The following is a 14,889-nucleotide window of genomic DNA, read 5'->3' as shown; positions in this document are numbered from 1 at the left end:
AGGTGATCATAACAACACAAAGAATGGTGGTATCCATTAAAGTTGACAAATCATATATTTTACGCAACACTTGTACAAACCTGATTTTGAATAAGGATTTCTTTTGCTATGGAACGAAGAGTTGCTGTTGCGGGATGGGGCCAGATCACTCAGCCGAAAGAATTGAATAGAACGCCGCAGGATCCCATGGGATTGATGAGCAAAGCATCCCAAAGAGCCGCTGAAAGGATGGAGTCAGGGAAGGTTCTGACTGATCTGGACGGAATCATGGTCGTCCGGACATTAAGCCACTACTACACATCGCCTGCCAGACAGCTTGCCCAAAAATTGGGTGCAGCACCAAAATTCACCCATGTTTCCGGGATTGGCGGTAACTCTCCCCAGACGATGATCAACATCGCTGCCGGCATGATTGCCCGCAATGAACTGGATTCTGTTCTTGTTGTGGGCGCTGAAGCCTACGTTCAAAGAGATAAAAATTCAAAAAGAGTTGAAAACGCCTTGTTCAGGGGCATACCAGAAGATTATACCGGAGATGATCTTATCGGTTCTACCCCTTTGGAAAATCAACATGGTATTGAACATCCCATACAGGGGTTCCCGCTTTTTGAGACTGCACTATGGGCCGCATCCGGCCTGGATCTGCAACCTTACCTGATGAAAATCGGAAAGATGTGGTCTGAATTCAGCAAGACGGCTGTGGATCATCCCTATGCCTGGACGAAATCCATGAAATCCCCCGGAGAAATCATCACACCCGGCCCGACCAACAGGCCCGTTGCCTTCCCCTATACCAAGTTCATGAATTCATTTGTTACTGTTGATCAGGGTGCGGCAATAATATTAATGTCAGAAGAGACAGCTAAAAAATATTCCCAAAAGGGGCGGCAAATCGTCTATTTCCTTGGCGGAGGGTATGCTCAAGACCGGCAGCGCTTTATGATTGAAAAATCTGACTTCACATCAAGCCCGCCTTTAAAAGTCGCTGTTGAAAAAGCATTGGCAAGATCCTGCGTGCCCTTGGAAAGCCTGGATTGTTTTGATCTTTATTCATGTTTTCCCTGTGCTGTTTCCATAGCAAAAAAAATGATCGGGATAAAAGAGGACGACCCCAGATCACTCACCCTGACCGGAGGACTTAGCTTTTTTGGAGGACCTGGTAATAATTACAGCCTCCACGGGGTGGCAACCCTTGCTGAAAAGATTTCCATTGGAGAAAAATCAAACGGCCTTGTCACGGCCCTTGGCTGGTTTATGCATAAACATGCGGCCGGCGTCTATGGGTCTGAGCCTTCAAAGGGTGAATTCAAAGACCATGATGTAACAGATCAGAAAGATTGTTTTACCGGAGATGATCCAATAATAATCAAACATCAGGTCAACGGTCCTGGAACCATTGAAACCTATACTATTATCTATTCATTGGATCAGAGGCCCTCTTATGCTGTGCTTTATGGAAAAACCCGGGACAATTTCAGATTTATCGCCAGAACACAAAACCATCCGGATATCTTTAAACAGCTCACATTAAAAAACAGGGTTGGACAAAAAGTAAATATTCGCTTTGATTCTTCCATAAATATGAATATTGCCGATTTGGCATAATAATTTCCGATTCTAAAGTCCTAAAAATTCTTTAACCCATTCATTTTTCGGGGTTTGGACAAGTTCATCAGGTGTGCCTTTCTGCTCAATTTCCCCTTGCTTCATGATAATAATCATATCGCCTGCGGCAAAAGCTTCTTCATGGTCATGGGTGACAAAAATCGTTGTGATGTTGAGCTCTGAAATAATATCTGTCAGTTCTTTTAAAAGACGTTTTCTTAATATCCTGTCAAGGGAGCTTAAGGGTTCGTCCAACATCAGCAAGCCTGGCTGGGGAGCCAGTGTTCTGGCCAAGGCCACCCTCTGGCGTTCACCGCCGGAGAGATCATCGATATGTCGAGTTCCAAAGCCTTCAAGGCCTGTCAGCGAAAGCATCTCTTTGACCCGTGATGCTATTCCTGCTTTATCCATGCCTTTCATTTTCAGGCCAAAAGCAATATTATTAAACACATTCAGATGGGGAAACAGGGCAAATTCCTGAAACATCATACCAAAATTTCTTTTATGGGCAGGGCAGTCATTCATTGGCTGTCCGTTAAACAGAATAGTGCCTGAATCTGGATTTTCCAGCCCGGCGATGAGTCTCAATAATGTGGTTTTTCCACTTCCGGATGGGCCAAGGACAGACAGTTTCGTACCCGGCTGTAATCTTAAATTAATGTCTTTCAGAATAAGACTTCCATCATCAAATTTTTTATTGATATATTCAAGGACAAGTTCGTTTTCCATTAGAATCCTTCTGATTTTCCTATTCTAAAATTTTCAATCAAAACAAAACCGATTGCCGTCACTATCATTAATATGGTTGAAATGGCCATGGCCTGTCCATAATTCATGGCTCCCGGCTGACCCAGAAATCTGTAAATAGCAACCGGAATGGTGGGTGTTTCAGGCCTTGCAGTAAAAATAGTTGCCCCGAACTCCCCCAGGCTGATGGTAAACGCAAAGATTGCACCGGCCACAAGAGCCTTTGAAATAAGCGGCAGATCAATCGCCTTAAATATTTTCAAGGGGGATGCCCCCAGCATGGATGCAGCATCAGTAAGCTGTTCAGGAATCGACCTTAACGCCGGCAGGATTGATCTTAAGACAAATGGGAACCCGACCAGGGCATGGGCAATGGGAATTAAAAAAATGGAAGTTCTTAAATTTAATGGCGGTTTATCAAGGGTTATAATAATCCCAAACCCTAATGTAACAGCAGAAGTGGATAAGGGCAGCATGAAAATGGGATCAAAAAATGATGTCAATCTATTGTCTATCTTCCGGTCACAGAACCGGATAAAAAATGCAGCACACACGCCCGTGATAACGGCGATCACCAAGGCTGATCCTGCAAACAGAAAAGAATATTTGATGGCATGAACCGGCGGGATATAGAATATGGAGTCTGACGTATTCTCAAACAGCGCTTTATAAAAAATAAATGACAATTGATTGTTATGGATCAACGACTTCATCACAAGTGCCAGTAACGGGACAACACACAACAGGATGATAAAAATGATAACACTTGCAATGATCATTTTTTCCCACAGGTGAACCGGTTTTCTAAGATTCGCCTGTTCAGCATCAGGAGAAAATCTGGCGGCTCTTTTTGTAAACGAGGTATAGATCCACATCAAGGCAAAGGTAAACCCGATTTGAATTAAAGACAGAAAAGATGCCAAGGGAAGGTTAAACAAATGTGCGGCCTGTCTGTATATTTCTGCTTCAATCGTAGAAAATCCAGGCCCCCCGAGAATCAGAATAATCCCAAAGCTGGAAAAACAAAAAATAAACACCAGAGTTGACGCTGCAAATATGGCGGGTTTTAATAACGGCAGGGTAATGGTTAAAAATACCTGTACAGGACTGGCCCCCAGCACCATGGCAGCTTCTCTGATCCGACCCTGGAGAGAAGACCAGAACCCTGTAATAATCCTTAGCATCACCGAAAAATTATAAAAGACATGGGCCAGAAGGATTAATGCCAGCGGATGTTCAAGCTTTAACCCAAAAAAAATTCCATTTTTCCCAAAGCAAGCCTGAAGTGCTGTCGCCACAACAATTGCAGGGAGGACAAATGGAATTGAAGCCAGAATTTTAATTATTTTTTTCCCTTTAAATGCATAATGGGACAGGACAAAGGCGCAGGGCAGCGCGCAAATAAGAGTTAATAAAGTTGAAAGCCCTGCCTGCCATAAGGTAAACCAAATGATTTTTAGCATCCTTGATGAGGCGAAGACCTGATCCAGAAAAAAGAGATCTATCTTTCCTTTTTGGAAAAAGCTTTTCAAAAAAATCCCGGACAAGGGATAAAAATAAAAAAGCAGGAAAAAGCAGGCCGGAACCAGGCCGGCCAGAGCATAGGGGTGAATATGCAACCTTTTTTTTATTGGAGTACTTCTTCTGTCCATTCCCTGATCCAGACATCCCTTTTGGTGTCGATTAATTGGGGATCCAAAAATGCCGGTTCCTTTGTTATACCGGCATGTTTTTTAAATACATCCGGCAGTTCGGCAGTTTTGTTTGCCGGAAAGACAAACATCTGCAAGGGTATATCTTCCTGGAAATCTTTTGACAGGATAAAGTCCATGGTTTTTTTTGCAAGTTCCATGTTGGAAGTCCCTTTTAAAATCCCTGCAAACTCAATCTGTCTGAATGCAGATCCGTTTTCAATCACTATGCCTGTAGGGGCTTCATCAATTTTTGTTTCTGAAAAAAAGACTTCAGCAGCCGGGCTTGATGCATAACTGACTACAATGGGTTTATCCCCATCCGATGCTGCAGTAAATTTTCCCCAATAGGCTTCTTTCCAGCCATTGGTCACAAGAACCTCATTGGCTTTAAGTTTTTGCCAGTAATCAATATACCCGTCCTGACCGAACCGGCTGATGGTTGCCAGCAAAAACGCCAGTCCCGGAGAAGATGTTGCAGGATTTTCAACAACGGTTAACCCTTTATATGCAGGTTTAATTAAATCTTCCAGCATGGCGGGAGGCACTTTATTCTTCTCCTTAAACCACTTAATATCATAATTTAAACAGACATCTCCAAAATCCACCGGAACAAGCCTGTTTGAGGCGTCCAGCCTCAATACCGGATCAACCGCATCCAGGTGCAAAGGTGCGTAAGGGACAAATATTTGGGCATCCAGTGCCCGGCTTAAAAACGTATTGTCCACCCCGTAAAAAATGTCTGCAAGGGGATTGTTCTTCGATAAAATCGCCTTGTTAAGCGCTTCTCCCGCGTCTCCCGATTTCAGAATGATAATTTTTGCATGAAACCTGGCTTCAAACTTTGAGACAACCTCTTTGCTGACACTGAAACTGTCATGGGTCATAATAGTTACAGTTTGAGTCTCAGTTATTGTCGTTTGTGCTTCATCCTGATCTTGGTCTTCTTTTGAGCAGGCAAAAAGGCTGATCAGTACTAAGCATACTATAATCAAAAAAATCTTTGGCTTCATTGTCTCATCTCCAAAATAAAAAAACCATCTTCTGAACGAAAACATCTGATCGTCAGAGGGTGGTTAATAATAAATTCGTTCCCTCCGCCGGCATTATCCGGATCAGGTTATGAACGGTCGGGCAAACCCCTCTCAGCATGACAATCATGCTCCCGCACAAATATTTTTTTCTTAATACTGAATAGAACGATTCTCACAGACTGTCAAGAAATAAATTTGATCCGCCAGATCTCTGGCTCTTTCTAACCTTGCCTTTTTCTTGACTATCTTTGGTAACCACCCTATTATAAATAGAAAAATACCGCATCTTTATGATGGCTAACTCAAGTTTGCAATTACCCTTCATGCAAACTTAAAAAATCGATAAAGAGTTCCAATTATGAAACAATGTAAATCATGCGGACAAATTCTCTCTCAAAAAATTACAATGTGCCCGGCCTGCGGCAGCCATATTGTAGGCGGTATAAAATATATTGATGACTACAGGATTTTGGCTATCATTCATGAAGGCCGCTCCTCCCTTGTTTGCAAAGCCGTAAAAAGCCAGGATGAAAAGCCGGTATCCATCAGATTATTCACAGAAACATCCGGCGTAGATACCCGCATTGCCCATCGGCTCATGGCAGAGCTTAAGGAGCTGAACAAACTGCCTTCCGAGCATTTTGTTCAGCATTATGCCATCAAAAAAAGCAGTAAAGGGCTCTGGTACAGGGTCAGTGAATGGGTCGATGCAAGCGATTGGGGGTCTATCTTTATGTCGGATCTGTTGAATGACCAGCGCCGGGTGGTCACCCTTTTTCACAATATCGCATCCGTACTTGATATGTTACATAAAGCTGATCATTTTATGCCCTACCTGATTCTTGATGATATCCTGATCCCCAAAGAAAAAGCAAAAAATCTCCATATAAAAATCAACTATAAGCTTTCCAGGTTTCTGAATGCAAGGGCAACCCACCATGGTCCCATGCTGCAAAAACTGCTTGAATGCCATCCTGACATCATCAACCAGAGGGCCATTGATTTTAAAAGCGGTATCTGGTCTCTTGGAAAAATATTTATTGAACTTTTAACCGCAGACCACAACCTGAAAGACTTTTCCTCAAAGGTTGATGAACTGAAAGGCCTTGACCCTGAACTTGCTGTCCTGATCAAAATCATGCTGTCGGACGACCCGGACCTGCGTCCTCAAACCATGGGCAAAGTGGTGTCTGCATTATCACGTATTTTAGACCGGCTGCCTTATTCAGACCGGAAGCCATCATCATATATAAAAAAAACCGGGCTGCTCAAAGAATTACGGTGGTTTAAAAAGGTGGTGGTCCTGCTGATTTTTATTATTATGGGAATCATTGCCTTTGGTGCCATCTCATGGCTGTATGTCAATTTTGATAAAAACAAAAAAGAAGTGGTACTTTCTAATTTTGTTGAATCCTATGCCAGTTCTGTTGCATTTCTTCTGGTGGAATACTGGCTGTCTGATACCCAACAAATTATATATAAAAATAAGGTGGAGGGCACGGCCTTTCTGGTGGACAGCAACGGATATCTTTTAACCAATCGTCATGTCGCCTGTCCATGGCTTGATGACATCTCCCTTTTCCAGGTTTATAACCGGTATGCCATTTTTAAAAAAACCTTTAATTTTGATTACAGGATGTTTTTGTGGTTTGAAGGAGAAAAAGCGTTTAACCGTTTGCCGGCACTAAGAAACAGCAGGGAATTATCGGATTCTTATTATCTTTCATCCGCATACAGCACTGGTGGCGAAGGCAACCTGAGGATCGCCGGGGTTCCAAGGTCTTCTGTAAAAACCGGCGAAATAATAAAGTCTCCGTTTAAAAATGATTTTGCGGTTTTAAAGATAGATGCGCTGCCTTCCAGCCTGAAACCTTTACCCCTTGAAACAACAATTGCTTCCGATGATATCCAGCGCCTCTCACCTGTGGTAATCTTAGGATTCCCCTTAGGAAACCGTACTCAGGATGACCATATTAATACAAGTATTACCAGGGGGCATGTCAGAAGAACATCCAGAGAAATCATCCAGGTGGACTCCTCGATTTATAAAGGAAACAGCGGGGGGCCTGCTATCAATGACAAAGGCCGTGTCATCGGGATTGCATCCGGAGTGGTGACAGATCAGATAAGTGAATATTTTAAGGTTACCACGCCCTTATCAGATTTTGGACTCATACTGCCCATTTCAAGACCGGCAAAGTTTATTGAATCGATTAAAACAGGCCAACCCCATTGGGATGGGGTTCTTGATTTTTCTTTGAACTCCAAACTTGAACAGATTACCAGCCTTGCGGTTGAAAATAAATTCAAGGAAGCTGCCGATCTATGTGAAACCATGCTTAAAACAAGCAAAGACCCTGTCCTGCTGTTTTCAGCAGGAATGCTGAATTATTGTACCGGGAATCTTGATAAGAGCAGGCATTTTTTTAAAACCATTTCCTTGATCGAACAGGAAAACACAACATCCAGGCTAATGCTCTATATTATCGACTGGATAAAAACCCGTGAAAAAACCAATGGCCTTACAAAAAGCTTTTTTACTATGGACTGGTATGAAGGGGATGAATTTTTAGGTTATCTTGCAAAAGTATTAAAAAATAAAAAAAGAATGAGCCCCGGATTTATTGAATATGAAAACCGGGACGAAAAAAGCTGGAGACTGTTTATCGAAGGGCTTATTTCAGAAAAAAATAATGAATTGGACACTGCCCGAAAAATGTTTAAACAATCTATTCTAAGTGCCGGTATCAATAATTGGGTTTATTTTCTTTCTTTTTCAAGGCTGAATCGTATCCAGGAAGAGCATGCGGCATATCTGGAAGATAAACAACCGCACAAAAAGGATGTTGAAGCATTCCGGCAGAAAGCCAGAGAATACAGAAAGCAGGCAGTCGGACACAGGGCAACGATGGCGGCATTGATTAACGAGTTTGAGTCGGACAAATTGAGCCATGAAAAAAAAATCCAACGCTATATCAAACTTCTTGAACTGGCGCCGGAAAACAGGACCATTGTCGGAAGAATCGCTTTTTACCATGCCACGAACAGTGAATGGCAAAAGGCAATTGACTTTATTGATGCCTATTTTAAGCAACCCACCCGTGAATCTGCCTTAAGCCTCAGTCTGGGATTATTAAAAGGAGAAATGCTGAATATCATGGGAAGACGATCCGAATCAATGGAACACTTAACGAAATTTTCAAACGAAATTCATAACCCCTGGTACAGCATTATCAGCAAACACCTTGTTTCCAAAATAAAAGAAAGTAAGCTGATTAAACTTTCCGGGAAGAAACCTGAAAAATTAATTACCCTGCACACGGCGCTGGGCTTGTGGGCAGAAGGAGATCAAAACAGGGAAAAAGCATCCCACCATTACAGGGAGGCCTTAAGCTCGTATCTTGATGACTGGAACGAATACGATCTGGCCCTTGGCAGAATCATGCATTTCAGGCAGTCCCTTAACTGATTCATTGGAAAGCATCCGGTCAATACATATCAGGGCTGTTTATCTATTTTCTTTTTTAATTTTATCCAGGCCTCTATCCGATGTTTTACGGTCTTCTCGTATCCCCGATCCGTTGGAAAATAAAACCGTTGCTGCCCAAGATCGTCCGGAAGATAGGACTGAGGGATATAGGCATCCTTATAATCATGGGCATACTTGTACCCTTTACCGTAATCCAAATCTTTCATCAACTTTGTCGGGGCATTCCTGATATGAAGCGGAACCGGTGAATAACCAATTTTTTGAATCGTCTTTTTTACCTGTTTATGCGCTGTATAAACTGCATTGCTCTTGGGAGCGGTTGCAAGATAGATGGCTGCCTGAAAGAGCACGGCGTCCCCTTCCGGGTGGCCTAAAATCCGGAAAGATTCACTGGCATTCAAGGCCATGGTCAGCGCTCCCGGATCAGCCATGCCAATATCTTCTGTAGCAAACCGGATCATTCTTCTGAGCATGTAATACGGATCATCTCCCGCCATGAGCATACGTTCAAGCCAGTAAGCCGCTGCATCCGGGTCACTGCCCCGCATGCTCTTAATAAATGCAGAAATCAGATTAAAATGTTCCTCGCCCGCCTTATCATATAATAATGATTTTTTTTCGATGGCTGTCTCAATATCCTGAACATTAATCTGTTTTTTTTGAGCAAAATGAAGCATTGCCGTCTCAAGATTGATCAGAGCAATCCGGGCATCGCCGTCAGACACCCTTGCCATGTGCTCCAATGCATCATGGGACAGCCTGTTTTTCTTAAGATCCAGACCGTTTTCCGGATCTGTCAATGCCCGGTTTAAAATAATTAAGATGCTTTCTTTTTCAAGACTTTTAAGGGTAAATACCCTGCATCGGGATACCAGGGCGGGAATGACTTCAAAGGAAGGATTTTCCGTGGTGGCCCCCACAAGAATAATCAGCCCTTTTTCCACATGATGGAGAAAGGCGTCCTGCTGGGCTTTATTGAACCTGTGGATTTCATCCACAAAAAGAATGGTTCGTTTTTGATACAACGCCCGGCTTTTTTTGGCCTGTTCGATAATCTGACGGATATCTTTAACCCCGGACAGAACAGCAGATATTTTTACAAATTCTGATTTTGTTTCATTGGCAATAATTCCTGCCAGGGTTGTCTTGCCGCATCCAGGCGGCCCCCAGAGAAGAATGGAAAACACCCTGTCGTCTTCAATGGCCTTTTGAAGAAGGCTTCCTTTGGCTGTCAGATGTTCCTGGCCCACAAGCTCATCAAGAGTTCTGGGGCGCATTCTGTCAGCCAGAGGACGGGATAAGGATTTATCCAGGGGTTTATGAGATTCAAAAAGATCCATTCTATTTAAGCGTTGTCCATATCCCTTTTTCTTTTTCTCTGGCTCTGTTCTTTGCGCAGCTTTTGTTTTTTGGTCATCTGTCTCTTCTTTTTCTGAAAAATTCTTTGGTCTTCTTTTGAATTTCCGGAAAATTTAATCTTGCCTGTTTTTTCTCTGAAATAGAGTTTAATAGGCGTTTTTTCCAAAGGAATCATCTGCCTTAACTGATTGATCAGGTATCGCTTATAGGAAAAATGAACCGCTTTTGAAAAATTGACAAAGCAGACAAAGCACGGCGGTTTTGTCGCTACCTGTGTGGAGTAAAAAAACTTTAATCTTTTTCCTTTATGCAAAGAGGGCTCTGTCCTGTAAACCGCATCCTCGATAATCCGATTCAGAACACCAGTGTTAATTCTGTGACAATATTCTTTATAAATTTTGACCACTTCATCCAGAATCTTATGGCATCTCTGTCCGGTAAGGGCCGAAACCGTCATGGCAGGTGCGTAGGACAGAAATTTTGACTTATCCCTTAATTCTTTCATATATTTTTTAATATTTTTTCGTTCTTTATCCAGAAGATCCCACTTGTTTAACAGGAACAGGGCGCCACATCCTCTGTCCTCAGCATATCCTGCAATGGTAATATCCTGATCTGTAATCCCTTCATCCGAATCGATCAAAATTAACGCCACATCACATTCATCAAGAGTTTTCAATGCTTTCAGGATGGAAAATTTTTCAATTTTCTGAGTGACCTTGCCCTTACGCCGGATACCTGCCGTATCCACAAGGATAAACTGCCTGCCTCTATGCTCAACGCTGAGTTCTATGGCATCCCGTGTGGTACCGGCCTTTTCATCGACCACCAGGCGCTGTTCGCCAAACAGCCTGTTGGCAAGGGAAGATTTCCCCACATTGGGCCGGCCGACAATGGCAATTTTAATCAGGGATTCATCGTCGTCGTCGTCCTGCTCATATTCCGGCAGAGCTTCCATAAGATCATCTAAAAAATCACCCACACCAATACCGTGTTCTGCTGAAATCTTATAAAACTGATCAATGCCCAATGAATAAAACTCTGAAAGCTCATCATATTGTTTGGTGCTTTCTATTTTATTGATCAGATAAAACACCGGCTTGGACATCCTGCGTAAAAAATCAGCCAGCTCCCGGTCATAGGGTGACAATCCTGCCCGGCCATCCATGATGAATATGAGGACATCTGCCTGATCAGCTGCAACTGTCAACTGCTCTTTAATCTGGGAGGCAAAATAATCATCATCCGAACTTAAAAACCCACCCGTATCGATCACGGTAAACTCAATATCATCCCATAGTGCATCAGCATAGTGTCTATCCCTTGTCACACCCGGAAAATCATCAACAAGCGCCTGTCTTGAGCGTATAATCCTGTTAAACAGTGTGGATTTCCCCACATTAGGTCTGCCCAGAAGGGCCACAACCGGTTTCATGTTTTAACCTCCGAAAATTAAACGAAAACTTTTTTGTCTTATACAATATATTGAATTATTTATAAATAGATATATAGGGGGTCAAGATATATAGGGGGTCAGGCTTCGCTTATTGTGGTTATTTGATCTTTGATATGCTCCATTCTCTCATGCATTGACTGGCTTTTTGTAAGGCGGGTACGTACATCCCTGACCAGCTTGCTCATTGATGGCATATTCCGGTTAAAGTATAGTGCAAAATTTGACAGCAAATAATCGCAATGATCCATGCCGATCATTGCAGTCATTGCTCTTGCTTCTGCCAGATTTCTCGCACGACTGGCACTTGTCATTTCCCGAGGTGAAACTTGGTAAGCCTGTGCCACTACATCCACTATCTGCTCAATTGTAATCTGTGCTGAAACCTTTTCTTTGTTTTGTTTGAGTGTAACTTTAATAAAATCTTCATTGCCGAGTATCCGTCCCTGCTTGGTGCCATGGCGGAGCTGCTCCAGAAGTTCTTCCTCTGTGATTTGTCCCATAAAATGCAAATACGAAGCTTGTGCAGAAGATTTGGTTTTGCCAAATTGTCCCAGACCCTGATCAACGCTTAACCAGCAGGGTGATTTCACACGCCCGGCATAGGCAGCATGGCTGCTCATAGGATAATCAATGGCATCACTTACCAGATTAGCTCGTACCGGGTTAAGATGAATATAGCGGATCAGCTCTGACAAATAACCATCTTTGTCCACAAGAATGGCTTTGTACCGCCCCTGGAACAGGTGCCCGACCCGATCATGCCGCTTATTGAGCCAGTATGTATATCGCTGGGAAATATTTTGCATCAGTTTTGAAAGTGGTTTGTCTGTGACCTGCAACGCCATATGAACATGATTTTTCATCCAGCAGTATGCATACAGCATAAGCGAGTATTGCTCCAATCCCTGGGCCAGGATATCTTCAAAATACCGGTATTCTTCATCCCCATGAAAAATAGTCTGTTTTGCGTTCCCCCTGAGCATTACGTGATAAATTGCTCCAGGGTAGTGTATGCGAGGTTTCCTTGACATAATTATTTAAATACCATGCATATATCCATAATGCAATAACCACAATAAGCGAAGCCTGACCCCGATCCCTTTGACCCCAAATATAATTTGCTTTAATGTTAAATTCATGCGATAAAACAAAATATGATTAATGTTAAAGAAAATGAAATCTTGAAAAAACTGGGGCAGCGTCTGAAAAGCGCCAGGTTAGAATTAAATGATCCACAAAAAGAGTTTGCATTCAGGATCGGGGTATCCATTCCAACCCTTTACAAAATGGAACAGGGAAATCCTTCCATATCAATCGGCACATGGGTTAAAGCTTTATCCATGCTTGGCAAACTGGATGATTTTGAAAAATTGATAGCACCCAGAGAATCGTTGTTCGAAAGATATGAGGTTTTAGAAAAAACAAAAACCCGGCAACGGGTACGAAGGCAAAAATAGAATGATCCGATTGCTTGTCAACGTTACGCTTCCCAGCAATAAAACATTGTCTTGCGGTGAAATTGTCACCACCCGGCCTGATCCCAGAGGAATCATACAGGGTGCTTTCCGATATGCCCCAGAGTATCTTAAACACCCGCTTGCTTTCCCTTTAGATCCAGTGAATCTGCCTTTAAGCTCAAAAGAATTCCAGACAAATAGACCGGAAGGGGTGCATGCAGTTTTTGAAGATGCTCTGCCCGATGACTGGGGCAGAAATCTTTTGATTAAAAAAGCAAAGCTTGGAAGGGGCGAACAGACCATCCCGAGGTTGCTTGAAATTTTGGGGTCAAATGGATTAGGAGCCCTGTCCTTTGAATCGAAACAGGATAGACCTGCTAAACTAGATCCTTCAGCCGGCATAAAAGATTTGGGAACCCTTTTGAATGCGACTTCACGATACGAATCAGGATTGCCTTTAGATGAGGAAGAATTGCAATTGTTATATCAAAGCGGAAGCAGTCCTGGCGGTGCAAGACCAAAAGCCCTTTGCCGAAAAGAGACGGGATCTCTTTGGATTGCAAAGTTCCCCCGGCATAATGATACCTTTCATGTGGAGTCTATTGAAGCTGCTACGCTTGAATTGGCGAAGCGCTCTGGATTGCCTGTTCCTGAATTTGAAATCCGGGATATAGGCAAAAAAAGGGCATTATTGGTGAGGCGGTTCGATATTTCAGGTCATGGTGGTCGATATCATATGATCAGTATGCAAACCTTATTGCAGGCTCAAGGATATTATTTCTTAAGTTATAATGATATGTTTGATGTGGTGAAAGCCCATAGTTATCAACCTTCGATTGATGTCCCCTTCTTATTCCGCCAGATGATTTTTAATGTGGCAATCGGAAATACGGATGATCACCTTAAAAACTTTTGTATGCTCCATAAAAAATCCGGCTACTGCCTGTCACCAGTATATGATGTGCTGCCGGATATATACGAAAAAAGAGAGCATTCATTATCTTTCCCGTCCGGAGCCGACTTTCTGCCACCAGGCAGAAAAACACTTCAAAGTATGGCTGCCGCCCATAACATTGAAACGGCCAGTCAGATAATTGATACTGTTCAAAAGGCAGTATCTGGTTGGAAAAATGTCTTTCAACAATATAAGGTCCCTGAACTTGAAATACAGCGACTTGAATGGAGTATCAATAGAAGGATTGATTCTTTGGGAGAACCTTGACGTGGGTAACATGATGAAAATGGCCCTTTACACGGGCATGCGGCGTGGGGAAATGTTCAAGCTTCAATGGAAGAATGTAAATCTTGATACTGGATTTATATTGCTTGCAGATCCCAAAGGCGGGCCGGATCAGAAAATACCCATAAACGATATGGCCAGGAACTTGTTAAGTAGTATCACCCGGTCAAAAAGCCCTTATGTTTTCCCCGGGCGTGATGGCGGCATGAGAACCACAACCGGTGTTGCAGGAAGAAGAATAAGAAAGAATGCGGGCTTGCCAGACGACTTCCGCCCCATGCATGGTTTAAGGCATGTTTATGCTTCAATGCTTGCATCTTCCGGCAAAGTTAATATGTATGTATTGCAAAAGCTTATGACTCATAAATCACCCAAAATGACGCAGAGATATGCACATTTAAGGGATGATGCTTTAAAGAGTGGCGCTGGTCAGATTGATGATATCTTCAAACAACAAAAAGATGCCAAACAGGAAAAGAAAGTTGTTAATATCCGACACAAAAAATGAATTCATAAATTGGAGGTCACAAATTGCCACCTCCAATCAAGAAATATTAATCTTGATATCACAAATTGTGACCTCCAATAAAACGATTTAAATCTTGAGGTCACAAATTGGCACCTCAAGTTGGAGACAATATGATTGAAAATAGTGTTGCCACAATAGAACAAATAACAACGAGAATTTATCATATCAGGGGAACAAAGGTCATGCTTGATAGAGACCTTGCAATGCTTTATGAAGTTGAAACCAGGGTGTTGAACCAGGCGGTAAAAAGGCAGGCAAAACGTTTCCCTGATGATTTCATG

12 protein-coding genes and 1 riboswitch are annotated in these 14,889 nt (G+C 42.6%); of the genes, 6 read left to right on the top strand and 6 right to left on the bottom strand.

Annotated features, from left to right (window positions below; all coding sequences use genetic code 11):
• The first annotated feature begins 108 nt into the window (after positions 1-108).
• Positions 109-1,605: a hypothetical protein gene (locus QAI40_RS08630; protein ID WP_299980979.1), complete on the top strand. Its 1,497-nt coding sequence runs from the start codon at positions 109-111 to the stop codon at positions 1,603-1,605.
• A gap of 12 nt (positions 1,606-1,617) precedes the next feature.
• On the opposite strand, the gene QAI40_RS08625 is transcribed toward QAI40_RS08630, so the two are convergent.
• From QAI40_RS08625 to QAI40_RS08615, 3 genes are read right to left on the bottom strand one after another with little or no spacing between them, the layout of a single operon-like run.
• The gene (locus QAI40_RS08625) at positions 1,618-2,334 is read right to left on the bottom strand and encodes an ABC transporter ATP-binding protein (RefSeq protein WP_299980981.1); all 717 of its coding nucleotides are present in this window, start codon (positions 2,332-2,334) and stop codon (positions 1,618-1,620) included.
• Positions 2,334-4,004: an ABC transporter permease gene (locus QAI40_RS08620; RefSeq protein ID WP_299980983.1), complete on the bottom strand. Its 1,671-nt coding sequence runs from the start codon at positions 4,002-4,004 to the stop codon at positions 2,334-2,336. The genes QAI40_RS08625 and QAI40_RS08620 overlap by 1 nt, the downstream gene beginning before the upstream one ends.
• Positions 3,980-5,056: a thiamine ABC transporter substrate-binding protein gene (locus tag QAI40_RS08615; protein ID WP_299980985.1), complete on the bottom strand. Its 1,077-nt coding sequence runs from the start codon at positions 5,054-5,056 to the stop codon at positions 3,980-3,982. The genes QAI40_RS08620 and QAI40_RS08615 overlap by 25 nt, the downstream gene beginning before the upstream one ends.
• A gap of 62 nt (positions 5,057-5,118) precedes the next feature.
• Positions 5,119-5,222, bottom strand: a riboswitch (TPP riboswitch).
• A 213-nt stretch (positions 5,223-5,435) separates the two neighbouring features.
• Between QAI40_RS08615 and QAI40_RS08610 the strand changes: the two genes are divergently transcribed.
• On the top strand, positions 5,436-8,546 hold the full coding sequence (locus QAI40_RS08610) for a trypsin-like peptidase domain-containing protein (RefSeq protein ID WP_299980987.1): 3,111 nt from the start codon (positions 5,436-5,438) through the stop codon (positions 8,544-8,546).
• A gap of 29 nt (positions 8,547-8,575) precedes the next feature.
• Here the strand turns inward: QAI40_RS08610 and QAI40_RS08605 are convergent, their stop codons facing one another.
• The 3 genes from QAI40_RS08605 to QAI40_RS08595 all read right to left on the bottom strand — a co-directional run bounded on the left by QAI40_RS08605 (position 8,576) and on the right by QAI40_RS08595 (position 12,413).
• Positions 8,576-9,907, bottom strand: a complete 1,332-nt coding sequence (locus tag QAI40_RS08605) for a replication-associated recombination protein A (RefSeq protein WP_299980989.1) — start codon at positions 9,905-9,907, stop codon at positions 8,576-8,578.
• A 5-nt stretch (positions 9,908-9,912) separates the two neighbouring features.
• Positions 9,913-11,361, bottom strand: a complete 1,449-nt coding sequence (der, locus tag QAI40_RS08600; protein ID WP_299980990.1) for a ribosome biogenesis GTPase Der — start codon at positions 11,359-11,361, stop codon at positions 9,913-9,915.
• 98 nt (positions 11,362-11,459) lie between these two features.
• Entirely contained in the window at positions 11,460-12,413 is a 954-nt protein-coding gene (locus tag QAI40_RS08595) for a transposase (RefSeq protein WP_304511557.1), read from the bottom strand.
• Positions 12,414-12,536: 123 nt separating this feature from the next.
• Between QAI40_RS08595 and QAI40_RS08590 the strand changes: the two genes are divergently transcribed.
• From QAI40_RS08590 to QAI40_RS08575, 4 genes are all read left to right on the top strand, one after another.
• The gene (locus tag QAI40_RS08590; RefSeq protein ID WP_299980995.1) at positions 12,537-12,839 is read left to right on the top strand and encodes a helix-turn-helix domain-containing protein; all 303 of its coding nucleotides are present in this window, start codon (positions 12,537-12,539) and stop codon (positions 12,837-12,839) included.
• Position 12,840: 1 nt separating this feature from the next.
• The gene (locus QAI40_RS08585) at positions 12,841-14,061 is read left to right on the top strand and encodes a type II toxin-antitoxin system HipA family toxin (RefSeq protein WP_304511556.1); all 1,221 of its coding nucleotides are present in this window, start codon (positions 12,841-12,843) and stop codon (positions 14,059-14,061) included.
• A 10-nt stretch (positions 14,062-14,071) separates the two neighbouring features.
• A complete protein-coding gene (locus QAI40_RS08580; protein WP_304511559.1) occupies positions 14,072-14,587 on the top strand; it encodes a tyrosine-type recombinase/integrase in 516 nt (171 codons plus the stop codon).
• A gap of 131 nt (positions 14,588-14,718) precedes the next feature.
• A partial coding sequence (locus tag QAI40_RS08575) for an ORF6N domain-containing protein (RefSeq protein WP_304511558.1) occupies positions 14,719-14,889 on the top strand: 171 nt, incomplete at its 3' end.

Source organism: Desulfobacula sp. (assembly GCF_030611305.1).
In the GTDB taxonomy this organism is placed as follows: domain Bacteria; phylum Desulfobacterota; class Desulfobacteria; order Desulfobacterales; family Desulfobacteraceae; genus Desulfobacula.
Note: the sequence above shows the minus strand (reverse complement) of the source record. Positions and strands in the feature narration are given on the sequence as shown.